The 23,817-nt window shown below is 70.8% G+C and carries 25 protein-coding genes and 1 pseudogene; 6 read left to right on the plus strand and 20 right to left on the minus strand.

Features of this window, described 5'->3' with window-relative positions; genetic code table 11:
* Positions 1-102: 102 nt before the first annotated feature.
* The 4 genes from ABZ434_RS32550 to ABZ434_RS32565 are packed head-to-tail and all read right to left on the minus strand — an operon-like array spanning position 103 to position 3,776.
* Positions 103-768, minus strand: coding sequence for a response regulator transcription factor (locus tag ABZ434_RS32550; protein ID WP_359144448.1), 666 nt, complete (start codon positions 766-768; stop codon positions 103-105).
* Positions 765-2,027, minus strand: a complete 1,263-nt coding sequence (locus tag ABZ434_RS32555; RefSeq protein WP_359144451.1) for a histidine kinase — start codon at positions 2,025-2,027, stop codon at positions 765-767. Before ABZ434_RS32555 ends, ABZ434_RS32550 begins: the two co-directional genes overlap by 4 nt.
* 31 nt (positions 2,028-2,058) lie before the next feature.
* Positions 2,059-2,850 (minus strand): ABC transporter permease, encoded by a 792-nt coding sequence (locus ABZ434_RS32560; protein WP_359144454.1) that lies wholly within the window; start codon positions 2,848-2,850, stop codon positions 2,059-2,061.
* The gene (locus ABZ434_RS32565; RefSeq protein ID WP_359144457.1) at positions 2,847-3,776 is read right to left on the minus strand and encodes an ATP-binding cassette domain-containing protein; all 930 of its coding nucleotides are present in this window, start codon (positions 3,774-3,776) and stop codon (positions 2,847-2,849) included. Before ABZ434_RS32565 ends, ABZ434_RS32560 begins: the two co-directional genes overlap by 4 nt.
* Positions 3,777-3,916: 140 nt before the next feature.
* Here ABZ434_RS32565 and ABZ434_RS32570 point away from each other — a divergent pair, with 140 nt between their 5' ends.
* Positions 3,917-4,474, plus strand: coding sequence for a GNAT family N-acetyltransferase (locus ABZ434_RS32570; RefSeq protein WP_359144460.1), 558 nt, complete (start codon positions 3,917-3,919; stop codon positions 4,472-4,474).
* A 225-nt stretch (positions 4,475-4,699) separates the two neighbouring features.
* Here the strand turns inward: ABZ434_RS32570 and ABZ434_RS32575 are convergent.
* The 14 genes and pseudogenes from ABZ434_RS32575 to ABZ434_RS32640 all read right to left on the minus strand — a co-directional run bounded on the left by ABZ434_RS32575 (position 4,700) and on the right by ABZ434_RS32640 (position 17,020).
* Positions 4,700-6,189 (minus strand): annotated as a pseudogene (locus ABZ434_RS32575) (type IV secretory system conjugative DNA transfer family protein).
* Position 6,190: 1 nt separating this feature from the next.
* On the minus strand, positions 6,191-7,609 hold the full coding sequence (locus tag ABZ434_RS32580) for an ATP-binding protein (RefSeq protein WP_359144463.1): 1,419 nt from the start codon (positions 7,607-7,609) through the stop codon (positions 6,191-6,193).
* 40 nt (positions 7,610-7,649) lie between these two features.
* Positions 7,650-9,200 carry an SCO6880 family protein gene (locus tag ABZ434_RS32585; RefSeq protein WP_359144466.1) on the minus strand — a complete coding sequence of 517 codons (1,551 nt, stop codon included), beginning with the start codon at positions 9,198-9,200 and terminating at the stop codon, positions 7,650-7,652.
* Entirely contained in the window at positions 9,197-10,504 is a 1,308-nt protein-coding gene (locus tag ABZ434_RS32590) for a hypothetical protein (protein ID WP_359144579.1), read from the minus strand. The genes ABZ434_RS32585 and ABZ434_RS32590 overlap by 4 nt, the downstream gene beginning before the upstream one ends.
* Before the next feature lie 43 nt (positions 10,505-10,547).
* On the minus strand, positions 10,548-11,411 hold the full coding sequence (locus ABZ434_RS32595) for a hypothetical protein (protein ID WP_359144469.1): 864 nt from the start codon (positions 11,409-11,411) through the stop codon (positions 10,548-10,550).
* A gap of 181 nt (positions 11,412-11,592) precedes the next feature.
* Entirely contained in the window at positions 11,593-11,901 is a 309-nt protein-coding gene (locus ABZ434_RS32600) for a hypothetical protein (RefSeq protein ID WP_072489575.1), read from the minus strand.
* A gap of 314 nt (positions 11,902-12,215) precedes the next feature.
* Complete coding sequence (locus ABZ434_RS32605) at positions 12,216-12,950, minus strand: DUF402 domain-containing protein (RefSeq protein ID WP_359144472.1); 735 nt, start codon at positions 12,948-12,950, stop codon at positions 12,216-12,218.
* Positions 12,951-13,002: 52 nt separating this feature from the next.
* A complete protein-coding gene (locus tag ABZ434_RS32610) occupies positions 13,003-13,617 on the minus strand; it encodes a hypothetical protein (protein WP_359144475.1) in 615 nt (204 codons plus the stop codon).
* A 78-nt stretch (positions 13,618-13,695) separates the two neighbouring features.
* Positions 13,696-14,130 (minus strand): hypothetical protein, encoded by a 435-nt coding sequence (locus ABZ434_RS32615; RefSeq protein WP_359144478.1) that lies wholly within the window; start codon positions 14,128-14,130, stop codon positions 13,696-13,698.
* Positions 14,131-14,179: 49 nt separating this feature from the next.
* Entirely contained in the window at positions 14,180-14,851 is a 672-nt protein-coding gene (locus tag ABZ434_RS32620) for a DUF5701 family protein (protein ID WP_359144481.1), read from the minus strand.
* Between the two features lie 70 nt (positions 14,852-14,921).
* Positions 14,922-15,476 carry a hypothetical protein gene (locus ABZ434_RS32625; RefSeq protein ID WP_359144484.1) on the minus strand — a complete coding sequence of 185 codons (555 nt, stop codon included), beginning with the start codon at positions 15,474-15,476 and terminating at the stop codon, positions 14,922-14,924.
* 236 nt (positions 15,477-15,712) lie between these two features.
* Positions 15,713-16,495: a sulfite exporter TauE/SafE family protein gene (locus tag ABZ434_RS32630; RefSeq protein WP_359144487.1), complete on the minus strand. Its 783-nt coding sequence runs from the start codon at positions 16,493-16,495 to the stop codon at positions 15,713-15,715.
* Positions 16,496-16,614: 119 nt separating this feature from the next.
* A complete protein-coding gene (locus ABZ434_RS32635) occupies positions 16,615-16,836 on the minus strand; it encodes a DUF397 domain-containing protein (RefSeq protein ID WP_359144490.1) in 222 nt (73 codons plus the stop codon).
* Positions 16,829-17,020 (minus strand): DUF397 domain-containing protein, encoded by a 192-nt coding sequence (locus tag ABZ434_RS32640; protein WP_359144493.1) that lies wholly within the window; start codon positions 17,018-17,020, stop codon positions 16,829-16,831. Before ABZ434_RS32640 ends, ABZ434_RS32635 begins: the two co-directional genes overlap by 8 nt.
* 106 nt (positions 17,021-17,126) lie before the next feature.
* Here ABZ434_RS32640 and ABZ434_RS32645 point away from each other — a divergent pair, with 106 nt between their 5' ends.
* From ABZ434_RS32645 to ABZ434_RS32660, 4 genes are all read left to right on the plus strand, one after another.
* Positions 17,127-17,585 (plus strand): ATP-binding protein, encoded by a 459-nt coding sequence (locus tag ABZ434_RS32645; RefSeq protein WP_359144496.1) that lies wholly within the window; start codon positions 17,127-17,129, stop codon positions 17,583-17,585.
* Between the two features lie 103 nt (positions 17,586-17,688).
* Positions 17,689-18,081, plus strand: a complete 393-nt coding sequence (locus ABZ434_RS32650) for an AraC family transcriptional regulator (protein WP_359144499.1) — start codon at positions 17,689-17,691, stop codon at positions 18,079-18,081.
* A 482-nt stretch (positions 18,082-18,563) separates the two neighbouring features.
* Positions 18,564-19,544 carry a chlorophyllase gene (locus ABZ434_RS32655; protein ID WP_359144502.1) on the plus strand — a complete coding sequence of 327 codons (981 nt, stop codon included), beginning with the start codon at positions 18,564-18,566 and terminating at the stop codon, positions 19,542-19,544.
* 162 nt (positions 19,545-19,706) lie between these two features.
* Positions 19,707-20,123 carry a VOC family protein gene (locus ABZ434_RS32660; RefSeq protein ID WP_359144505.1) on the plus strand — a complete coding sequence of 139 codons (417 nt, stop codon included), beginning with the start codon at positions 19,707-19,709 and terminating at the stop codon, positions 20,121-20,123.
* 71 nt (positions 20,124-20,194) lie between these two features.
* On the opposite strand, the gene ABZ434_RS32665 is transcribed toward ABZ434_RS32660, so the two are convergent.
* The gene (locus tag ABZ434_RS32665; RefSeq protein WP_359144508.1) at positions 20,195-20,959 is read right to left on the minus strand and encodes a DUF4232 domain-containing protein; all 765 of its coding nucleotides are present in this window, start codon (positions 20,957-20,959) and stop codon (positions 20,195-20,197) included.
* Positions 20,960-21,283: 324 nt separating this feature from the next.
* On the opposite strand from ABZ434_RS32665, the gene ABZ434_RS32670 reads away from it, so the two are divergent.
* Positions 21,284-22,480, plus strand: coding sequence for a hypothetical protein (locus ABZ434_RS32670; RefSeq protein ID WP_359144511.1), 1,197 nt, complete (start codon positions 21,284-21,286; stop codon positions 22,478-22,480).
* Between the two features lie 61 nt (positions 22,481-22,541).
* Here the strand turns inward: ABZ434_RS32670 and ABZ434_RS32675 are convergent, their stop codons facing one another.
* A complete protein-coding gene (locus tag ABZ434_RS32675) occupies positions 22,542-23,792 on the minus strand; it encodes a low temperature requirement protein A (protein WP_359144514.1) in 1,251 nt (416 codons plus the stop codon).
* Positions 23,793-23,817: the final 25 nt, after the last annotated feature.

The following is a 23,817-nucleotide window of genomic DNA, read 5'->3' on the forward strand; positions in this document are numbered from 1 at the left end:
TGCAGGGGGGACCCTGTGGGAGAGTAGGACGCCGCCGAACTCCTTTTGATAGTTAAGCCCCGTGCCCTTGTGGCACGGGGCTTTTCTGCGTTTACAGAGCTCTCAGCCCGCGGTGACGAGGTGGGTGTCGTACGCCAGGATCACCGCTTGAACGCGGTCTCTCGCTCCGGTCTTCGCGAGAATGCGCGAGACATGGGTCTTGACCGTCGACTCGGCTACGTGGAGGCGTTCGGCGATCTCCGAGTTGGTCCAGCCGCGGCCGATGACGGTGAGGATTTCCCGTTCTCGATCGGTGAGTTTCTCGATCCGTGCGTCCGGGGTCGCGGGTCCGCCCGGAGTGGCCGGCAAGTGCTGTACGTACGCGTCCAGGAGACGGCGGGTCAGGCTCGGGGCTACTACCGCGTCGCCGCTGGATACGGCCCGGATGCCGGACAGGAGCTCTTCCGGCAACGCGTCCTTGATCAGGAATCCGCTGGCGCCGGCGCGGAGACCGTCGTACGCATAGCGGTCCAGGTCGAACGTGGTGACGATGAGGACGCGGGTGCGGGAGCCGGTCCTGATGATGCGGCGGGTCGCCTCGATTCCGTCGAGCAGAGGCATGCGGATGTCCATCAGGGCGACATCCGGCTGGTGGTGGGCAACGAGCTGGAGGGCTTCGTGGCCGTTGGCGGCCTCGCCGACGACCGTCATGTCGTCCTGGCTCTCCAACAGCATGCGGAAGCCGAAACGTTGCATCGGCTGGTCGTCGGCAATGAGCACGGTCGTCACGAGGGTGAGTCCTCCAGAGGGAGTCGGAGCCGCACCTGCCAGCCCGCGGCGGTGGACGGCCGGCCGGCTTCGAGTGTGCCGTCGTACAGGGAGGCGCGTTCGCGCATGCCTCTGATGCCCTGACCGGTGCCGTCGGGCGGCTCCTCGGTGGGGCGGGGGGTGCCGCCGTTGTCCGTGATCAGGACCTCGAGCCCCGTCGGACGGTACGTCAACGTGACTTCGGCTGCCAGAGATTGAATAGTGAGTGCGTGCTTCAGTGTGTTCGTCAGCGCTTCCTGCACCACCCGGTACACCGTGAGTTGCCGGCCGGGAGTGGGCGGGACGGTCGGTGGTGTGCCGCGACGGTGCAGGTCCACGGGGAGACCTGCTCTGCGTACGACCTCGACCAGGTCGTCGAGGTCGTCGAGTGTGGGCTGCGGGGTGCGGTCGGCCCGGTCGGGATGGTCGCGCAGGACGCCCAGGAGCCGGCGGAGTTCGGCCAGGGCCTGGCGGCTGGTGGTGCCGATGGCGTCCAGGGCCTGGGCGGCTCGTTCGGGGTTCTTGGCCGCGGCGTAGGCGCCGCCGTCCGCGAGGCCCGTGATCACGGAGAGGTTGTGGCCGATGATGTCGTGCATCTCCCTGGCGATCCGGGTCCGTTCGGCGGCCGCCGCCAGTTGGGCCTGCTGGTCGCGTTCGAGCTCGAGCCGGTTGGCGCGGTCGACGAGGGCCTCCGTGTAGTCCTTGCGCGTACGCACCACGATCCCGACGAGGGCTGCGAACGCGAAGGCGTACAGGTGTGGGACGAGGAGCCGGTCCCAGTTGTCGGGGAATCGGCCCGCACCGATGACGAGCGGGGCGAGTACGACGGCTCCCGACCATGCCAGGGTGCGCACGGGCTGCCGGAGGGCGATGTGGAAGACGACGATCTCCTGGAGGAAGGCGGCCTGGATGACGGCCCCCGTCCACACGTTGACCAGGGAGAACGGCGCCATGAAGAGGAGTACGGCGAGCGGGTGGCCGCGGCGCCACAGCAGGGGGGCGGAGAACGCCACGCTCATCGTCAGGACCAGCGGCCCCGGTACGTCCGGGGCGAGGGCGACCGAGCGCCAGCCGCCGGTGGAGACGTCGAGGACGGCGAACAGCACCCAGAACGTGGTGAGCAGTCCGTCCCAGGCGAGGGGGTGGCGGCGGTCGAACGCACGGACGCGTTGGAGCATGCGCTGAATGTGCCCGGTGAGCGGGAAGGGGCCCGCGGGCCGGTGTGTGTCCTCTTGCGTCACTCGTCCATCCTCGCGCCGGGTCCCGCTCGCGTCATGCGTCACGGCGTCGCAGCAGGGCGGCCGCCGCGATCAGTGTCGCCGCCGCCCACAGCAGGAGGGCGAGCAGGGCTGGGCCCGGGGAGGCTGCGTCGGGGAGGGGGGTCGCGGACCCCAGGACGCCGGCTGCCTGCGTGGGGAAGTAGCGGACGGTGTTTTCGACCGCGTCGTACGGGAGCATGGTGAGTACTTCGGGCAGGACCATGACGCCGCCGATGAAGGCGCCGATCGCGCCCGGGACGGAGCGGAGCAGGGCTCCGAGTCCCAGGGCGACGAGGCTGAGGAGGGTGGCCCCGACGGCGTTGCCCGCCACGGCCCGGAGTACGCCGGGGTCGGTGAGGGAGGCCGCCTGATCCGTGTCCTGGAGGAAGAGCTGTGCGACGACGAACGTGAGCAGTGAGGTGGCCAGCATGACGCCGAGGACGGTGGCGGTGAAGACGGCCGCCTTGGACCACAGGACGGGCAGTCGTCGGGGGACGGCGGTGAGCGAGGCGCGGATCATGCCGGAGGAGTACTCGCCGGCGGTGACGAGGATGCCCAGCACCACTGTGCAGAGTGTGCCGAGTGTGGTGCCGTAGAGGACCAGGATGACGGTGTCGACGTCCGAGTCGCCGCCGTCCGAGGTATAGGTGGTGCCCATGACGATGCCGACGGCGAGGACGAGGGCGGCGGCGGAGCCCAGGGTGATCCAGCTGGAGCGCAGGGTGCGGAGCTTGTGCCATTCGGAGCGCAGCACCCGGGCCGGTGTGACGCGGTAGGGGTGCGGGGCGGGCGCCGTGGTGGTCATGCGAGGGCTCCGGTCGGTTCGGGGGCGGTGGTGCGGTACTCGACCGATTCCTGGGTGAGGTCCATGAAGGCCTGCTCCAGTGAGGCGGCGAGCGGAATGAGTTCGTACAGGGGGATGGAGTGGGTGGCGGCGACCCGTCCGATGTGGGCGGAGTCCGTCCCGCGGATCTCCAGTCGGTCCGGGCCGTCGGCGGTGATGTCGATGCCGGGGCCGCGCAGGATGTCGCGCAGGGCGGAGGCCTGTGGGGTGACGACCTTGACCGCGCTGCCGCCCGCGGTGGCGACGAATGCGGCGACCGTGGTGTCGGCGAGGAGCCGGCCGCGTCCGATGATGACCAGGTGGTCGGCGGTGAGGGCCATCTCGCTCATCAGGTGTGAGGAGACGAGGACGGTGCGGCCCTGGGCCGCGAGGGATTTGAGCAGGGTACGGATCCAGAGCACGCCCTCCGGGTCGAGGCCGTTGACCGGCTCGTCCAGGATCAGGGTGGCCGGATCGCCTAGCAGGGCGGCGGCGATGCCGAGGCGCTGGCCCATGCCGAGCGAGAAACCCTTGACGCGTTTCCCGGCCACCGCCGTCAGTCCGGCGAGTTCGAGGACGTGTTCGACGCGGCCGCGTGGGATGCCGTGGGTGTGGGCGAGCGCCATGAGGTGGTGGTAGGCGGTCCGGCCGGGGTGGACGGAGCGGGCCTCCAGGAGGGCGCCGACTTCGGTGAGGGGTGCGCTGTGCGTGGTGTAGGCGCGTCCACCGATCGTGGAGCGGCCGCGGGTGGGGGCGTCCAGGCCGAGGAGCATGCGCATGGTCGTGGACTTCCCGGCGCCGTTCGGGCCGAGGAAGCCGGTGACGGTGCCGGGGCGGATCGTGAAGTCGAGGTCCTGGACGACGGTGGTGTGGCCGTAGCGTTTGGTGAGTTCGTATGCCCTGATCATGTGCTCGACGCTACGGAGCGGGCGGTGGCCGGGCGTCGGACCTGGGGCCGGATGTGGCGGCGGGCGTAGTACCGGGGTACGACGCCGGGCCATGGCTGTATCTGTTTGCACAGTCGTCGGCCGCAGGTCAGGATCTGGGCATGGACTACGTGATACGCCCGGTGCGCGCCGAGGAATGGCAACTGGTCAGGGACCTTCGGCTGGCCGCCCTGCAGGATCCGCTGGCACCGGTGGCGTTCCTGGAGACGTACGAGCAGGCGGTGGAGCGTTCCGACGACTTCTGGCGGGAGCGGACGGTCGGTGGGTCCGAGGCGGGCGACGGCGGGGCGCGGCAGTTCGTCGCCGAGGCGCCCGACGGCAGTTGGGCGGGCACGGTGACCGTGTTGATCGAGCGGCCGGATGGCGAGGTGCGGTTCGGTGAGGTGGCGGCGGTCCACCAGGCCCATGTGGTCGGGGTGTTCGTGCGGCCGGAGGCGCGCGGCAGGGGCTTGGCGGAGGAGTTGTTCCGGGCCGGGACGGACTGGGCGTGGTCGCTGGGTGAGCCGTTGATCGAGCGCGTACGGCTGTATGTCCACGAGCACAATCCGCGGGCGGAGGCGCTCTATCGGCGGATCGGGTTCCTGCCGACGGGGGGCTCCGTGCCGATGCCGGGTGACCCGGCGACCAGGGATGTGGAGTACGCGGTGGCGCGTCCTTAGGGCCTGTCATGGCGGCGCGTGGGCTCGATGAATGTACGCACCGTCGGCCTCGGAAGCCGTGGACGGGTTCGCCACCGCGGCCGTCGCGGACGTCGCGGCCGTCGTGAAGCGCCGGCCGGGGTAGGACTTCCGCCCGGACCTTGGGCTCGCGGGCCCGTGCATCGGCGGTGTTGTGGGGCTCGGCTTCGGGTGCGGTGGTGAGGCGTACGGGGCCGCAGCCCTGGCTCAGAGGGTGGTCGGGGTTTGGAGCTGCTCGGTCCAGCGGGCGCGTGCCTGTTCACGGGAGCGGAGCAGCGCGATGGTCGGCAGGCCTTGCTCCTCGCCGGTGGAGAGGAGCTCCGGCAGCCGGGGCAGGGGTGCCACGGCTGCGATGTCGTCGAGGACGAGTGTCAGTGGTGGGTCGAGCCGGCCGTCGGATGACCGTGCGGCCATGCGGCGGCCGTGCTCGACCACGTCTGCGGCGAGCGCGGTGAGCAGGGGCATCGCCCCGGGACCCGAGCGCGGGTTCTCGATCGGTTCACCGACCACGTAGAGGCTGCCCCCCTCGCCCACGAAAGAATCCAGTGCGAGGGCGTCGGTGCGGTTCGGGGTGCAGGCGTCCCGGATGTGGACCGAGGAGAGGGCGCCGAAGGCCCGTACCGTCAGTTCCTGTGCCATCTCGCGGCGTTCGGGGTGCGCGGTGAGTGCGGACTCCAGGAGCCCGGCGAGCCCCGAGGCCGCCTTGGGGTGGGTACGGAGCAGACGCACCGGTTCATGCGCGCTCGTGCCGAGGGCCCAGCGGTGGACCTGGCGGAAGGGGCGGCCGTCGATCGCGGCGGCGTGCAGCCAGCACTGCAGGAGGGTCTGTGCGGTGTCGGCCGTCGCCGCGTCGATGCGGGACTGCGGTCGCACGGGGGCGAGGAGCGCGGCGGAACGGGCGGCCGCGCGGTCGGGCTGTTCGCAGCCGGTGGTGGGGGCCCAGTGGAGCCGGGCCGGGGTGTCGCAGAGGTGGCCGGGGTCGTAGACGAGGACCGGGCCGAGCTTGGCCCGGGCGTCCTTCGTCTCCGCCCAGACGCTGGGGTCGGAGGTGACGACGAGCACGGGCCCGTCCGCCTCGCGGATGGCCTGGACGGCGGTGGGCCGGCGGGTGGCGGCGGGGCCGTAGACGACGAGGGGCGTGCGGGGCGAGGGGACGACGGGCGGGAGAGGGGCCGGGGGAGACGGGGCGGGGTGTCGTCGGCCGGGGCGGCGCGTTCGGTGACGGGCCGGGTGGTGGCGGGTTCCTGGCGGGGGGCCGGTTCCTCGTGCGCGTACTCCTGCGGGGGTTCGCTCCGCTGTTCCAGCCGCTCGGCGCGCTGCCGGGCCCGTACGCCTCGCCATCGGGCGATCACGCCCATCAGGAACACCGCCAGCACGACGAGCACCATCAGTTCGCCGATGAACAGGCCCCAGAACAGTCCGTACCCGGAGAGCTCTCCGGCCGGGGTGGCCGGCCAGGCGGCGGGCAGGTCGTGCGGGGCCTCGATCAGGCGGCGCATGGCCAGCGGCGTCTCGGCGAGGGTCACGCCGTCGGGCCAGCCGCCGTGGGCGAGGAGACCGGCCAGGCCGGTGGCCGTCCAGGCCAGCAGCGTCAGCCCGAGCAGGAAGAGCAGCAGCCCGATCAGCAGCCCGTCGGGGATGCCGCCGCCGTTTCCGTTACCGCCGCCCTCGCGTACGTCGCCGCGCCCACCCGCCATGTCATGCCACCGTTGACTCGGACGACTCGTTCAGCCGTTGCTGGTTCTCGATCCGTGCCGCGCGTTGTTCCGCCTCCAGTTCCGCGGCGCGTACGTCCTCCGGGAGGAGGTCGGCCGACGAGGACTCGGTCATGGCGCGGTCGGTGAAGACGAGCGGGCGTTCGGCTTCGGTGATCAGGTGTTTGACGACCTGTACGTTGCCGTTGACGTCCCAGACCGCGATGCCGGGGGTGAGCGTGGGGATGATCTCGACCGCCCATCGGGGCAGTCCGAGCACCCGGCCGGTCGCTCTGGCCTCGTCGGCCTTCTGGGCGTAGATCGTGCGCGTCGAGGCCATTTTCAGGATGGCCGCCGCTTCCCTCGCCGCGGCCCCGTCGACCACGTCGCTGAGGTGGTGGACGACGGCGACGAACGAGAGTCCGAGCCGACGGCCGAACTTCAGCAGGCGCTGGAAGAGCTGGGCGACGAAGGGGGAGTTGATGATGTGCCAGGCCTCCTCGACCAGGAAGATGCGCTTCTTCCGGTCGGGCCTGATCCAGGTGTGTTCCAGCCATACGCCGACGATCGCCATCAGGATCGGCATGGCGATCGAGTTGCGGTCGATGTGCGAGAGGTCGAAGACGATCAGCGGGGCGTCGAGGTCGATGCCGACGGACGTCGGTCCGTCGAACATGCCGCGCAGGTCACCGTCGACGAGCCGGTCCAGGACGAGGGCGACGTCCAGGCCCCAGGCCCGAACGTCGTCTATGTCGACGTTCATCGCCTCGGCCGATTCCGGTTCCGGGTGGCGCAGCTGGTCGACGATGTCCATCAGCACGGGCTGGCGGTCGGTCGCCGTCTCGTTCACATAGGCGTGCGCGACCTTGAGCGCGAAGCCGGAGCGTTCGTCGAGGCCGTGGCCCATGGCGACTTCGATGATGGTGCGCAGCAGGGCGAGCTGCCCCGTGGTGGTGATCGCGGGGTCGAGCGGGTTGAGACGGATGCCGCCGTTGAGCGCGGAGGTGGGGTCGAGGCGGATGGGGGTGAGGCCGAGTTCCTGCGCGATGAGGTTCCACTCGCCGACGCCGTCCTCGCCCTGGGCGTCCAGGACGACGACCTGGCGGTCGCGGAAGCGGAGCTGGCGCAGCACGTACGTCTTCTCCAGCGCGGACTTGCCGTTGCCCGACTCGCCGAGCACCAGCCAGTGCGGGGCGGGGAGCTGCTGCCCGTACAGCTGGAAGGGGTCGTAGATGTAGCCCTTGCCGGAGTACACCTCGCGGCCGATGATGACGCCGGAGTCGCCGAGGCCCGGGGCCGCGGTGGGCAGGTAGACCGCCTGGGCCTGTCCGGTCGAGGTGCGGACGGGGAGCCGGGTCGTCTCCACCTTTCCGAAGAGGAAGGCGGTAAAGGCGTCCGACAACGCGGACAGCGGATCTCGCATGGCGTGACTGACCTCCCTCTCGGTGTCGCGGGCTGGTGGGCTAGCGGCGGATGCCGGTGGCGAACGGCAGGGTGTTCACGAAGGCGCGGTGGTGCTCGCGGTCGCACCACTCCAGCTTCAGATACGACTTGCCCGCGGAGGCCCGGATCGTCCGCTTGTCGCGGGCGAGGGATTCGGGCGAGCGCGACGACACGGTGATGTACCCCACGAGGTTCACCCCGGCCGCGCCGCTCGCGAGATCTTCACCCCGCTGGTCGAGCCGGCCGTGGGCGGCGATGTCACGAGGGTCGACGGTGCGGTTCATCTTGGCCTGGCGGCTGGCCTCTGCCTCGTCGTTGGTCTTCTCGGTGAGCATCCGCTCGATGGCGATCTCGGTGGGTTCGAGGTCCATGGTGACGGCGACCGTACGGATCACGTCGGGCGTGTGGACGAGGAGCGGGGCGAGGAAGTTGACGCCGACGGGTGTCATCGGCCACTCCTTCACCCAGGCCGTGGAGTGGCACCAGGGGGCGCGGGTGGACGACTCGCGGGTCTTGGCCTGGAGGAACGTCGGCTCGACCGCGTCCAGTTCGGCGGGCCAGGCGTTGCGCTTCGTCATGGCCTGGATGTGGTCGATGGGGTGGTCGGGGTCGTACATGGAGTGGACCAGGGAGGCCAGCCGGCTCTGGCCGAGCGGCTGACGGACCCGGATGTCGGCTTCGGCGAGGCGGGCGCAGATGTCGGTGAGCTCGCGCGCCATGACGACGGCGAGACCGGCGTCCCGGTCGAGCTTGCGGCCGGCGTGCGGGCGGGCGGCGCGGGCCATGGCGTTGGCCTCGGCGGCGAGCTCGCGGGTGAAGTGCATGCAGGCGACGAGGTAGGCGCGGTGCTGCTCGCTGGAGGTGGAGACCATGGACTGGAGCTGCTCGTACGACTCCTGCAGCCAGCCGGGGGAGGCCTTGTCGCCGCGCTGGGCGACGTCCTTGGCGTGGGCGTCGGGGTCGGCGGGCAGGGTGCGGGCCAGCATCTGGATGCGGGTCACGAAGCCGTCGCCGTTGGCGACGTGCTTGAGCAGGGTGCCGAACCGGTCGACGAGCGCTTCCTGGTCCTCGCTGTCGCGCAGCCCGACGCCGGGCCCCTCGATCTCGATGGCCGCGGTGACGGTGCGGCGGTCGGCGTGCAGCAGGACGGCGATCTCGTCCGGCCCGAAGGGGGCGGCCAGCCAGTTGATCCGTCCGATGCCGGGGGGCGGCCCGATCTCGACCTCACGCCCGTCGGCGCTGACGCCCGCCTCCATGGCGGAGGAGCGGTAGGACGTGCCGCGGCGCAGGGAGCGTTTGAAGCTGCGGTTGATCTCGAACCACTTGTAGAAGGTCCGGTGCTTGTACGGGACGTAGACGATCGCCAGGGCGAGCAGCGGGAAGCCGGTGAGCAGCACGATGCGCAGGGACAGGACCGGGACGAGCAGCCCGCTCATCATGCCGAGGAACGCGCCGCCGATGATCAGGGCGATCTCGCCCGTCTCGCGGTTCTTGCCGACGATCGCGTTCGGCCGGGCGCGGCCGATGAGATACGTACGGCGGGGCGCGATCGGATGCGTCTGGGTGCTCAACGCCCGCCACCTCCTGTGCTCTTGTTACCTGAACTGCCTGTTCCGCCGGATCCGCCGCGTGATCCCCGACTGCCGTGCGGGGTGCCGGACGTGGGGCCCGAACCGCTGCGGGGCGGAGGTGCGGCGGAGGGGACAGATCCGCCGCCGACCCCGCTCCCGGAGTTGCGGGAGCTGTGTGCGGCGACTCCGCCGCTGACCGGGTTGGAGGGCCGTCCGCCGCCGCTGTTGCCGCCGCCGTCCTGGCCGCCGCCGCGGCTGCTGTGGGTCTTGATGCCCTGCGAGACGAGAGCGGCGGGCGAGCTGATCATGGCCGCGGCCTGGGAGCCGTCGGTGGCCTGCTTGCGGTTGGTGCGGGCGCCCTGGATCTCGTCGCCGAAGCCGGGCACGAAGCGGTAGATCATGCCGGAGGCGAAGATCGCCAGCAGGATGATCGCCAGCCCCGACACGACGGCGGAGAACGCGTCCGGCCCGTCGTCCGAGGACAGCGCGCCGGCCAGCCCGAGCACGATGACGATGACGGGCTTCACCATGATCACGGCGATCATGATGCCCGCCCAGCGGCGTACGTGTCCCCACATGTTCTTGTCGACGAGCCCCGCGTACACGGCGGTTCCGAGCAGGGCGCCGACGTAGAGCAGGGCGGCGCGGATCACGAGCTCCAGCCACAGGATGCCCGCGGCGAGGATCGACACGAGCGAGACGACGATCAGCATGATCGGTCCGCCGCCGATGTCGGCGTCCTTCTTGAGCGCGTCGGCGAACGACCCGAAGAAGACGTCCGTCTGCCCGCCGGAGGACGAGGAGATGACCTCGGTGACGCCGTCGGTGGCGGAGACGATCGTGTACAGGATCAGCGGCGTGAAAGCGGACGCGAGAACGGTGAGCCACAGGAACCCGATGGCCTCGGAGATCGCGGTGGTGAGCGGCACGCCGCGGATGGCGCGCTTGGCGACGGCGAGCAGCCACAGGACGAGCGTCAGCACGGTGGAGGCGGCGAAGACGATCGCGTACTGCTGGAGGAAGCGGGTGTTGGTGAAGTCGACGTTGGCGGTGCTCTTGACGGCCTCGCTGAGCTTGCCCACGATCCATGCCGCGGCGTCGGCGCAGCCGCGGCCGAGGGAGGTGAGGGGGTCCAGGGCGGGGTCGACGCTGTCGGGGGCGTTGGACTTGGGGGCGGGGTCGCCTTCGCAGTAGTCCTTGGCGGGGCCATGGATAAGGTCGCAAGCGTTGTTGCTGCTTGGGCTTGGGCTTGGTGTTGGCGCGGCGGCGACACGCGTTGCGAGGAGGATGGCGGACACCTGCATCGCCGAGGCCAGCGCGGCAATGGAACTCGTTCGACGGTACGACTTACCGGGCATAAGTGAACCCCCCGAACCCATTGACGGCCCCGGCGATCTCATCGGCGCTGGAGGCCCTTGTGTCGCTGCCTACGGGAGCAGGACCGTCCTTCTGGGAGTGAGTAACGGCCTTCCAGTCGTCGTTGATCCACTGGAGCTCCATGGTGATGGTGAACCATCCATCTGTAACGGGCTTAGTGGACCCTTCGCCGGCCAGCCCGATCAGTCCCGTGCACCAGACCTCGACGGTGGCCTGGTCGCCGCTGGTCTTCGTCATCTTGGTACCGATGGGAGTGGTGCGCGAGATGAAGTTGAATCCGGTTGGCGTGGAGCCGTCTTCGTTGAGACCAAGGTTTTTGAAAAGGGTTGCGGAGTAAGCCTGATCGAGAGTTCTGCGGAACCCGTTTACAGCAGACGGCGCAATCACTGCGCTGAGGATCTCATCGCGCTTGGTTTTATCGAACATTTCGGCGGAACCGAGCGCCACGGAGTAGTTCGCCGCCGCGCTCTCCGCTCCCTGCTGGTCATGTGCGAACCCGGAAGCGATCTCGCCGTTCTTCCCCGTCACCGGCTTCGTCCCCGTGGCCGACGTCGACGTGGCCTCCGCCTTCTTGCCGTCGCTCCCCGACGCGGCGTCCCCGCCGTTCCCGTCGCCCCCGCCCATGTTGGCGAACGCGATCGCGGCGAGCAGCAGGACGATCACGCCCACGACCGTCACCAGTGAACGCGAATTGCGGGCCGGGCGGCGGGGGGAGTAGCCGTCGCCGCCCTCGCCGTCGGGGAGGCGGGTGCGGGTCTGGCGTGTGCCCCCGATGGTGCTGTAGCCGTCGCCCGTACGCCCCGAGTCGTTGCCGTAGCCGTCGTCGTGACTCATGCTGCGTACGCCCCCTCAACCGTTGCCTGAACCGTGTCTCTGTACGACGGTAGCCGTGCTGCTTCCCGCGTGGACGCGGTGTGGTGACTCGACATCAGGGAGACGCAACCTCTGCCGGTGGGCACGACGGACGGATGGTGAGGGGTGGGCGGGACTGCCCCGGGTGCGGTCCGGCGGCCGGCTAGACGGCCATCCCGTAGACGATGGTGAACACGGTTCCCAGTGATCCGATGATGAACACACCGGTCAGGCCCGCGACGATCAGCCCCTTGCCCTGTTCCGCGCTGAACGTGTCGCGCAGGGCCGTCGCGCCGATGCGCTGTTTTGCCGCGCCCCAGACCGCGATGCCGAGGCAGAGCAGGATCGCGATCGCCATCACGACCTCGATCATCACGCGGGCCTCGTTGCCCAGGGTGCCGAACGGCCCCCAGTTCGGGGCGATTCCGCCGATGATGGTGGTGATGTCGCCCTTCTCAGCTGCCAGGATCATGTAAGTCACCGCCCCTGTTGGGTAGTTCGGTACCCGTGCCGCATGGCACGGGTCACCCTCTATCTTCGCTGATGAAACTGCTCCCGTACGACGACTTGGCGGCTCTCTTTACCCGGATCTCGTACATATGACCGGCCCGGCCGCCCTGACCTGCGGATCGAATCGGTGTGTGAGCGATTTGTGCCTGGTTACTCTGTGTATCACGGAGGGTGACGCCGGGCAATGATCGCCATCGCGCCACCCTGGCCGAGACCTGTGGGGAGGGCCGAAGCGCACCCATCAGAGGTGAGGGGAGGAGGTCGGGCTGGCTGCCGTCACAGGAGCGGATGGCGGGGGACCGCCGGTCTGGGTGGGGTCCGCCAGGCCGGTGGCGGCCGGAAATCGCACCAGGACCCGTCGAAGGGAAACGTTCCGGCCTCGGCGAGCCGGGCCACCCTGTCTCCCTCGGTCCTGATGGCCTTGGCCTCCTCCGCGGTCCAGTACGCGGGATGGCCGGTCTTCTCGGCGAAGGACTCCTCGTCCTTCCACTGCCAGGTCCGGTCCGGCGCCACGTTGATGTCGAGTTCGTGGTCGGCGATGTCGATGTCGTCGCCGTGGTGGACCCGGCGCTCCAGGTTGACGTACCAGCCGCGGAACTTCTGTCTGCGGCCGAACAGCCATAGGACGGAGTGCGCGGCGCCCGTCGGCTGGTAGAAGAGGGCGCTGCCCATCGGCCACCGGCCGGCGATCACGGGGTAGCCCTCGGCGGGGCGCTCGTGCGGGGCGATGTCGCGCAGGTGGGTGGTGCCGCGTGGCAGGGCCGTGCACCACATCGGGGTGCGCGTCTCCATCCAGACGAGCTGGCCCTCGGGTGTGCGTTCGACGAGACGCACGGGGACGGAGGCGCTCAGGTGGCCGCCTATGAAGAAGTTCCAGTGGAGGATCTGCCCTGGTTCATCGCGGAGGCCGGTGCTCACGCTGTTGCGTGCGGCGGCTCTCGCACCGTCCGTCCCCGTCTCGGTCCTGGTTCTCGCGCCGTTGCCGTCGACGTCCCTCTTGCCCGTTTTCATGCAATTGATCATGCCCGCGGAAAGGGCCCGGAACACGTGCCCGGCCACCTTGTCAGTGGCCACCCCTGCTCTCCACGCACGGTCCCGTTCCCGGCTCCGGTTCGGCATAGGCGCCATGCACCTGCATGGTCAGCTCCTCCTTCGTCACGTGTCCGGAGACGCACACGTCTCCTGTGTGAACGCTGTAGAAGCCGTTGCCGTTGCCGATGTAGAGGCCGTGCTGCTTTCCGCAGCCGAGGTGTGCCAGTGCCGCCGTGATCCGCTTCTCGCTGACGTCGCCCTCTTCCTGGGCCTTCTCCAGCTCGTACCGGATGCGTTCTGCCGATGCCTCGCCCTTGGCGCGCCGGTCGGGGCTGAGGTCGCCCGACATGCGGTAGGCGTGATTGCCGGCGTAGTTGGGCGGCCGGTCCTCGCTGTTTCCCACGTGCGCCTCGTGCGGCATTCCGGTGGCGTCCGCCGTGGGTGCGGGAGAGGGAGTCTGCTTCGTAGGGGCCCCGGTGGGCTGGGCGCACTTGGGCCTGGGGGTGAACGACGGGCGCGGGTCGGCCGATCGGGCCTGTTGCTGCCCGGGGTGTTCGCTACCGCACGCGGTCACGGTGAGGGCCAGGAGGACAACTGCTGCGGCCGGCCGGCCGAGGCGGGTCCCGAGGTGGGTGGTGAGGGGCATGGCATGAGTCTCCAGGGCCCGGGCAGTGCCCGGCATGAGTAGGAGGACGCACGTACAGGCCGAGGCCTGCCGGCCGGATCAGTCGACGGCGATCCCTCGCGCTGTCAGCACGTCGACGTCGAACGCGGCACCCATGCCGCAGTTGTCGACGCCCGAGATCAGCCGGAGGTTGGGCAACAGGTCGAGGTCGTCGAGCGAACCCACGTCGAAGAGGTCGTCCTCGCCGTCCCAGACCGGGGAGCACTCCTGGTACACCTCGAGCCCCCCGTCGAGGTCGAGCGTCTCGACCGTCGCGAGCAGCTCCGTGCTTATCTCCAGCGCCTCGAAGTGGGCGCGGGCCTCGGCGAGCACGGTGTGGGTGAGGTCGTTCTCGTACGCGTAGTCCTGTGGGTCGTCGATTCCCTTCGCCTTCAGACAGTCCGCGATGCGGAACGCAGGGGTGAGGGTCTCGTCCTCGTACATGAGCTTCTCGATGACGAGCAGCTTGAAGTTGAAGTCGCGGAAGGCAGGCATGCGATGAGCGTATCCAGGGGGTGTGACACCCGACTGGTCGGCCGCACTCCTATGCGTCCGGGAGGTGGCGGCCCGTCGTGGAGCCGAATCCCAGCCAGGTGTGCCGGTTACCCGCCCAGCACCAGCCCGCCTTCGGGGCGTTGCGCCGCTCCCGGCCGTCGCGCCCGGTGCCGTTGCTGATCCACAGCGCCGGGGTACGGGCGTCCAGGGTGCCGCCGGCCTTGCGCAGCCGGGAGCCGATGGTCATGAAGCAGTGGTTGCGCTCCAGGGCGGCGGGCTGCTGCAGCACCCAGTGGATGCCCTCCGTGAGCAGCAGCGGAGTGCGGCCTTGCGCGGTGAGGGCGGGAAGCGCCTCGTCCGGGCTCCAGTTGGCCATGTGGTCGCCGCGGTCGACGCCGCCGAGGACGTAGAGCGGTGCGTCGGGCACCGCGACCGTGTCGAGCGGGGTGAAGAGGTCGACGTCGGGCATGTCGACGACGACGAAGCCGGGCTTGTCGTCGCGGCGGAGCAGGGGCGCGAGGGCGGACGCGGGGACCCGGTCCGGGTGGACGGCGAGCAGACCGCCGCCGGCTCCGGTCTCGGCCGCCTCGGCGAAGTCGCGGATCTCGTCGGCCGAGAGGTCGGCGATCTTGTGCACCTCGAGCGCGAGCAACGTCTCGGCCTGTGCGCTCAGGGGCGGGAGTGCGGGGAGGGCGGAGGTGACGGGGGTGGGGTCGGGCACGTTGCTCCTCGGCTCGGGCGATGTGTACGGCCGCAGACGTAACGAGACGCTCCCGCCGGAACGTTCCCCCTCACCTCTGCCGCGTCTCCTGCCGGGCGAGCACGGGCCGCCCCGTGCACCGGCGGTAGTAGGACACGGCGACCGCGCCCACCAGCGGGCCCCAGAGGACGAGCGGCAGGTACAGCAGGCCCACGACGATGTGGCCGGTGTGTGTCATGCCCGCGTGGGGGAAGGTCCACCACCACGCCAACGGTGTCCACAGGGCGGTGAGGCAGACGGCTCCGAGGATCGCCGCCACGGTGGCGGCCAGGGGAGGGACCGTGCGCCCGCCCATCCGCGGGATCCAGCGCGGCAGCACCTCGCCCCACGGGCGCACCAGGCCGATGGTCAGGAGGGCCAGTGATTCGGTGGCCACGCTCAGGAACAGCATCCATGCCTTGGCACCCGGGGCCTCGAAGTCCGCGAACCCCTCGGCCGTGTAGCCGGCCGGGAAGCCGAGGACGAGCGCGATGCGCCAGAGGCCGGTCGGCAGGACGACGAGGGTGGCGAGGTGCGCGGCGCGCACGGCCCAACGCGGAGCTGGGGGCGCGGTGGTCGGGGAGGGCGCGTGCGCGGTCGGTCGCATGACGTCAGCCTTTCGCGCACGTCGGCCCATCTCGTCGGCCCACGGGGCGAGTTCGGTGCGCATACGGGGAGGAGCCGAGGCCTCCCGTGTCTCCGCCGTCCGGGGGAGAAGGCTTCATCCCCCTCGCATGCCGACGCGGACGACGGCGGACAGGTCCTCGGCTGGTTCGCCGTGGTGGCCTGGCCCGTCCCGGTGCCTCGTGCCAAGGCCTCGGGGGTATCAGGTGGCGAGGGCGGTCAGCGCAGGATCTGTACGGCGTAGAGCGTGCCGACGCCCGCCGCGAGGGTGCCGAGCAGGAGCCGTAGGGCGGTCTCGGGCAGGTGAGGCTGGAGGCGGGCCCCGAGGTAGCCGCCGATGAGTCCTCCGGCTCCGCAGGACAGCCCCAGAAGCCAGTCGGGAGCGACGTCGCCGGTCACGGCGAGGGAGAGCAGCGCGTAGACGGCCGCGCCGACGACGGAGGTCACGAAGGTGGAGGCGAGCGCTGCCGGTGCGACGGCGGCGACCGGGGTTCCGCGGCCCACGAGGATCGGGCCGAGCAGCGAGCCGCCGCCGATCCCGTAGACGCCGCCCACGACGCCGACGGCCAGGGCCAGCGTTTTCGTCCCGCGCGGCGAAGGCGGGTGGACGGGGCGGGCTCGTACCGGGCGGAAGGTCCGGAAGCCGAGCCAGAGTCCGAGTGGGAGCAGCAGCGCGGCGACGAGGAGGCGGAAGACGCCCGGGCCGGGAACCGCGAAGACGCGGATCGCAGCGCCGACGACGACACCGGGCACGGTGCCCGCGACGAGCAGGCGGGTGAGTGGCCCGCCGAGGCGTCCCGCCCGGTGGTACCGAAGGAGTGCGCCCGGGCCGGCCACGACGTTGTACAGCAGGTTCGTCGGCGTCACGGCCGGGCTGGGCACCCCGAGGAGACTGACCTGGACGGGCAGCAGGAAGACCGCGCCCGAGACGCCGGCGGGTGCCGTGACCACTGAGATCAGGAACCCGGCAGCGAGGCCGAGCAGCCCCGTCGACCAGTCCACGGCACCTCCTTCACGCTTTCACCCACGTCGCTGCGTACCCGCGCCGGCAGGCCCCTGCGTGTCGGGTTTCGCGACACGGAGAGGGGGTCCCGCGAGCTGAGCGCGATGTGGGTGCGTCGTCAGCCGGCGGGCTCGGCGAAGTGGTCGAACTCGCCGGCCCGGACGCCTTTCGCGAAAGCCTCCCACTTGTCGCGGGTGGTCGTGACGACGTTCCCGGGGTCGCTGGTCTCGCGGAGGTGGACGAGGTCGTCCGCCTCGCCGAAGGCGATCTCGATCCAGGGGCCGGGGCCGGTCTCGTCCTCGGGGGCGGCGCGGGTCCAGGCGAGGGCGTCGTCAGCCACGGGGGCGCTCCTCCTTGAGCGTGCGCAGGAGGGCGTGGAGGGCGGCGGGGGTGGTCCGGAGTATTGCGCCGGTGGGGTCGCCCGATTCGGTGAGGCCTATCGATCCGCGTCGGTCGGTGCCGACGTGAACGCAGGCTTCGCCCTGCGCGCAGTACGAAGACTTCTGCCAGGTGTGCGGGGACATCGCGGTTCCTTTCACAGGTCCTGAGCAACCCTGTGGATGAGTTCCGTCACCGGGCCCCGCAGGACACCTCATCGACGCCTTCCGTCCCTCGTGATCGGAGAACTCCATGCCCACGGCCACCGTAGCGCCGCCCTGGACGTACACCCTCCAACTCCCGCAGGATCCCCGGGCTCCCGGGGTCGCCCGTGCCACCCTGCGTAACGTGCTCCGTGCTCACGGCATGTCGGAACTGACCGAGACCGCCGAACTGTTGGCGAGCGAGCTCGTCACCAACGCCTACCAGCACTCCTCGGGGCCGTTCTCCCTGCGCATGCGCGACGCCGGACGCAGTCGGATCCGGCTGGGCGTCTGGGACACCGAGCCGCACATTCCGGCCCCCTTCCGCTGGAACGCAGAGCCTCCCGGGGAACTCACCGAGCGTGGGCGCGGGCTGTACCTCGTCACGCTCTACGCGGAGAGCTGGGGCGCCTACCCGATGCGCGGCGGTCTCCCCGGGCAGGGCGGCAAGCTGCTCTGGGTGGAGTGCGTCGCCGAGCCGGACTGTCGCAGGGGCGGCCTATCGTGACCGTGCGGGGCGGCGGTGTCGGTTTCCTGGTGGGTGGGGGTGTGATGGCCGAAGCGGAGGAGGGCCTCTCGCGGCACGGTGCGGCCGCTGCCGGGGCGGTGGGATGAGCCGCGCCTCGGAGGAGTCGAACCGTCGCATGCTACGGGCCCGGGACGCGATGGACCGGGCTTACGCCCAGCCACTCGACGTACCGGCCCTCGCCCGGCTCGCCCACGTGTCCGAGGCGCACTTCTCGCGCACCTTCCGGGCCACGTTCGGTGAGACGCCGCACCGCTACCTGCAGCGGCGCCGGGTCGAGCGCGCGATGTTCCTGCTGCGGGAGACCGACCGCAGCGTGACGGACATCTGCTTCGAGGTCGGCTTCGGCAGCGCGGGGACGTTCAGCCGGACCTTCCGGGAGATCGTCGGCCGGTCGCCGAGGGCGTACCGGAAGGAAGTGGTGGCTACGGGTGTTCCGACGTGCTTCACGATGGCGTGGATGCGACCGGGCACCTGAACGGCCGCAGGGGCGCCCGGCGGAGAGGAAGCTGGGGCCGCCCAGATGGGCGGGACTTCCCGGGCGCCGGGAGTGTCAGGTTGCCGCACGCCCTGGACGAGCAGGGCGATCAGGCGCCGGGGGTCGTAGCGGGCGTTGTCGTCGTGTCCGATGCCGAGGTTGCCGCGATCCGGCGGATCGGCGAGGCCACGCCGGAGGTGACGAACAGAACACCTCTGCGGCTGCCAAGGGCGCGGTGTGTTGGTTCCGCCTGGCGTCGACCCGTTTGCCACGGGGTGCCGACGACGTCCCCCGAAGGTTCGTCAGTGGTCCTCATCCGCCCGCTGCCCTCGTCGGTTGACAAAGCGGAACGATGTTCCGGATACTAAGTGGAGCGGCGTTCCGCTTTCAGGTCGGACGATGCGGGACGCCCCTGACCACCTTGCCCGCCGCCGGTCGCAGGAGACCCGAGAGCGGCAGGTGCCACCGAAGGGACCCGCACCGTGAGCACATCCACCTCCACATCCACCGCCGCCGTCGTCTCCGAGGCCCTGGGCGCGCCCGCCCCGGTCCTGTCCTTCAGCCCCGTCGTCCTCGACGTGCCCGGCCGCCCCGTGGACCTCCAGGTGCGCGTCTCGGCGCCCGCGACCGGAACCGCGCTCCCGGTCCTCCTCCTCTCCCACGGCCACGGCCCCTCGAACAACCTCTCCTCGCTCAACGGCTACGCGCCGCTCGCCAACTTCTGGGCCGCACACGGATTCGTCGTCGTCCAGCCCACCCATCTCACCTCCGCGACACTGAGCCACCTGGTCGCCGACGCCCCCGGAGCCCCGGACTTCTGGCGCTCCCGCGCCGAGGACATGACGCACATCCTCGACCGGCTCGACGTGATCGAGAACGCCGTGCCGCAGCTCGCCGGGAGGATCGACCACAGCAAGGTCTCCGTCGCCGGACACTCGCTCGGCGGCTTCACCGCCGCCCTCCTGCTGGGTGCCGGGCTCACCGACCCCGACACCGGGACCGTGGTGCGCCTCGTCGAGCCCCGGATCAAGGCCGGCGTCCTGCTCGCCGCGCCCGGCCGGGGCGGCGAGGTCTACAACGGGCCCGTGGCCGGGCAGTGGCCGGTCATCGGGGGCATCGACTTCTCCACCATGGCCGCACCCGCTCTGGTCGTTGCCGGGGACAAGGACGACTCGCGGCACTTCACGGACATGGGCCCGGAGTGGCACGCCGACCCCTACACCCTCGCCCCCGGCCCCAAGGCGCTGCTCACCCTGTTCGACGCGGAACACGGGCTCGGGGGGATCGCCGGATACGACGCCGCCGAGACCACCGACGAGAGCCCCGCGCGCGTAGCGGCCGTGGCCGGGCTCACCGCGGCCTACCTCCGGACCCGGCTCCACCCCGGCGATCCGGCGTGGCGGACCACGTCCGAGGCCCTGACGACCGGCCCCGCAGCGGTGGGCCGGGTCGTATCCAAGTAGGTCCTCGTGGCCGGGGTTCCCACGCCGTCGGTATGCCGCGTACCCCGAGCCGCGACCTGTCTGCCGCATGCCGAGGCCGCCCCCGGTCCGGCTTCGGGACCTCATGCCGATCGAGCAGTTCTGGATAAGTTTTCGCGCGGCTTCTTCCGTAGCGTGAACGTCATGTTCAACGCAATCACGCACTCGCAGATGTACGTCCTCGACCAGGACGAGGCCCTCGACTTCTACGTCGGCAAGCTCGGGCTGGAGGTGGCGGCCGACGTCGACCTGGGGTTCATGCGCTGGCTGGCCGTCAGTGTCCCGGGCCATCCCGAACGCCAGATCCTCCTGGAGAAGCCGGGCTCCCCGGCGATGTCCGAGGAGACGGCGGCGCAGGTCCGCGACCTGGTGACGAAGGGGGCGATCGGCGGCTGGGTCATCCTCACCACGGACGACTGCCGCAAGACGTACGAGACGCTGCTCGCCCAGGGCGTCGAGTTCACCGAGGAGCCCACCGAGCGTCCGTACGGGACGGACTGCGGCCTCCGTGACCCGTTCGGCAACCGCATCCGCTTCACGCAGCCGAAGCAGGCCGGGTGAGTTGAGGCGCCGACGAAGCCTCCTGACGGGCCGTGGTGGCCGTCAGGAGGCTCGGGAGGGTGGGGCGGGGGTCAGGACTTCGAGTCCGCCTGCTTCATGGAGTTCACGGCCTCGGCGATCGTGCCGCGGTACAGGCCCAGCTTCGGGTCGAGGACCTTCACGTCGGGGCCGAGCGGGAAGTTGAGCTGCTCCGCATTGGGTATGTGGTCGCCGTCGGCCAGCACGTTCAGCTCGTTGATCCAGGTCAGGGCCCCGCTCGCACCGCTCGGGTTGAGGTCGATCACCGCGATGGCGGCGTTCTTCGGCTTGACCGGGTAGGCGGGGGCGCCACCCAGGCCGCTCGGGATCAGCGGCCTGATGTCGCCGCTGTGGTCCTTGGCGCTCTCGCTGCCCAGGCTGACGCGCGGGAAGTAGCTCAGGCCGCAGGCGTTCGCGCCGGTGTTGTTGACCTCGATCACGTGCTGGGTGGCCGAGCCCTCACGTGCGTACACCCGCACCGACAGGTCCTCGCTCCGGCACGGGTGCTCGTAGGCGTAACCGTCGCTGGTGTCGCCGCCGGTGGCCGTGCCGGACTTGGAAGTTCCGCCCTTGGACGTGCTCGTGCCGGACGTGACCGTCTTGGCCGAGCCGCCCGTGGTCGGGGTGCCCGTGTCCTCGCCGGAACCGGCAGGCTGCGAGGAGCCCGCCGAGGCGGCACCGGCGGAGGAGCTGTCCGCAGGTCCGGCCGACTTCGTGCCGCCGCCGTCCCCACCGCAGGCGGTCAGGGCCAGGGCGAGTACGGCGGTCACGGCGGCGCCGAAGGCGGCGGTGCGCTTGCGGGAGTGGATCGTACGCATGTGAATTCCCCGAGTGTGTGGCGGTCGAGTGTGGCGATGCAGCCGAGGCCCGGAACTTGCGGCGAACCGCTCCCCCTCCTGACCTGGCACTTGAACCTTCCCGCCCGCCGCTCATGTTCTGCTAACGCCTCCCTGACGTCCTGCTGACGCCTCCCCCGGAAGGCGGCAGGTCCCACCGGCCCCACCCTTCCGGTGGGGACTTCGCTGTTCCGCTGACGCCGTACGAATCAGTCGATACCGTGCCGGACAACGCGGCGGGCTCGGGTGTGCGGTGTGCCCCACGTCACGCGTGACTTTCGCGGTGTGATCACCGTTAGATGTGATGTGCCCAAGCCTGCCTTTTCGGCCGAGACCGCTGCCGCGCCGCCTCCGCCTCCCGCGCCCCCGCCGTTTCTGCTGACGCCCCGGCAGGGGGAAGCGGCGCGCGAACTCCTCTCGTACGTGGTCCGTCTGCCGCTGACCACCGTCGACGCGCAACTCCTCGCCGTCGTGGTGGCGATCCGGGCCGCGCGGGCCGGGGTCGGGAACCTCACGGGCACCGACCTGCGGTCCCTGCGACTGGACGATCCGCAGCAGGCTGTCGGCGAACTGGCCGCCGCCGGATGGCAGGTGCCCGGCTCACTGCTCGACGGGGATCCGGACACGCCGGCCGGGATCATCGTGCCGGAGATGGCGCCCGGGCCGGACCATGCGATGCCCCTGGGCAAGGGCACCCGGTCGAAGGTCTCGGGATGGGCCATGCGTACGCGCATCGCCAAACCCGTGAAGAAGGCCTCGCCGGCCGCACGGCTGGCCGCGCTGTTCCTGGCGGCGTACTGCACCGACGAACTCGTCGGCGAGGCACCCGACGAGCTGCCCGTCGCCTGCTACCCGGCCGTGCCCGTCCTCCTGGAGAAGGGGTTCCTGGCCGAGGTGTCCGGGCGGACGTACCGGCTCGGCCCGGCGGTGCGCCACCTCGCCGGGATGTTCCGCACCCCGGAGGAGGTCGCGGAGCTCGCGGCCGAGGAGGCGGCGCGCAGGGCGGCACGGGAGGCGGCGGCCGCCGCCGAACTCGTGGAGATCACACCCGCACAGTGGGCGGAGTGGAAGTCCGGTGTCAGCCCTGCGCTGCTGCGGCACGTGGAGGCCGTGGAGCAGTGCGCCCTGTGCCGCGGCTCCTTCGGGCGGGTCGCCAAGGCGTTCATGTCCGCACCCTCCCCCGTCCCCGCGCCCCGGCCTGCGGCGGGCGACTACAGCACGTGGAGGCAAGCGCATCCGGAGTGCGGCCGGGAGGCGGCCGAGTTCACCGTGGCCTTCCGCGCGGAGCACGGCCATGGCCCTTCGTACGGGCAGTTGTGCAAGGGGCTGGGCTGGAAGAAGCTGTCACGCTCGCTGCGCGGCCTCGTGGTGAGCGGGATCCTCGCCGACGGATGGCTGGCCGAGACCTCTCCCGTGCCGTGGACCCTGCGCCCGGGGAAGGCCGCCCAGGCACAGGGGATCCTGCTGCCGGGGCAGCCGGCGGCGGCCCGCAGCACGCGCTGAGGGGCCGCCGCACGCGCTGAGCGAAGCTGGGCACGGCGGTGTTCGGCGGGCCCGCGCCGGCTCAGGGACTCGGCGCCTGCGGGGTTCCTCCGGCGCCTTCGGGGGCGTCCTCGTCCGGGCCCTCGCCCGTGTTCACGTGTGCGCCCCCTCGTGCGGACAGGACCAGCGTCGCGGCGATGAGGAGCGCCGTGATGATGCCCGTGACCAGGACCGGGGAGGGCCCGAACGTGGCGGCCAGGACGGCGACGACCGCGAGGGGGTGGAGTGCGTCGGCTGCCCGGCGCAGCCCGCCGGTGCGGTGGTGCAGCAGCCAGACGAGGGCCACGAAGACGGCGACCGGGATGGTGTAGGACGCCGCTGCGGCCCGGTCGGAGAGATGGCCGTGCCCGGTCGTGTGGGCCACGTTGACCGCGAGGCCGGCTCCGACGGCCGCCGCGGACGCGAAGACCAGGTAGTGGCCGTACCCCCACAGCAGTGCCATGCGCAGGCTGGTCAGCCGGTCGTGCACGCTCGCACTCCGTGCGAAGTAGAGCCACCACAGGGCGAAGACGGTCAGGATGCCCCCGACGACCAGGGTGGCGAGGTCGCCGAGTGCCGCGTGGGAGTCGAGTGCGGCGTGTACGGCTCCGGTGGCGGCGGTGATGGACTCGCCCAGCACGATCAGGGTGAACAGGCCGTACCGCTCGGCGATGTGGTGGGGGTGCCAGGTGGTGGTGGCCGAGCGTTCCGCCCAGGCGGGAACGGCGATCTCGGCGAGGACCAGGACGGCGAAGGTGGCGAGTCCGGTGTCCTCGGGCAGTGTCAGGCGTAGGACCCAGCCGACCTGCACGACGAAGATCCCCCCGGCGTAACGCCGACAGGTGGTGCGCCGCTCGGGGTCGGACCGGGCCGCCCGCAGCCACTGGGTGACCATCGCGAGCCGCATGATCACGTAGCCCCAGGTGATGACCGTGAAGTCCTCGTGCTGCAGAGCCTCCGACGCCCCGGCGGCGAGGACGAGGGCGCCGGTGATCTGGACGAGGGTGAGCAACCGGTAGGGCACGTCGTCGGTGTCGTAGGCGGAGGCGAACCAGGTGAAGTTCATCCAGGCCCACCAGATCGCGAAGAACACCATCGCGTAGCCGAGGACGCCGTGACCGATGTGCCCCTCCGCGAGTTCGTGCTCGAACGCCGTCGCAGCCTGGGCCACCGCCGTGACGAAGCAGAGGTCGAAGAACAGCTCCAGCATGGTCGCGGTGCGGTGCTCCTCGTGGGACAGGCGGGCGACCATGGGCCGGTGCCATGGGGTGGGGGAGGGTTGCGAATGGCTCATGGGGGCGCATTCTCCCCGTGTCGCG

Origin of the sequence: Streptomyces sp. NPDC005761 (assembly GCF_040630635.1) — a bacterium.
Classification (GTDB): domain Bacteria; phylum Actinomycetota; class Actinomycetes; order Streptomycetales; family Streptomycetaceae; genus Streptomyces.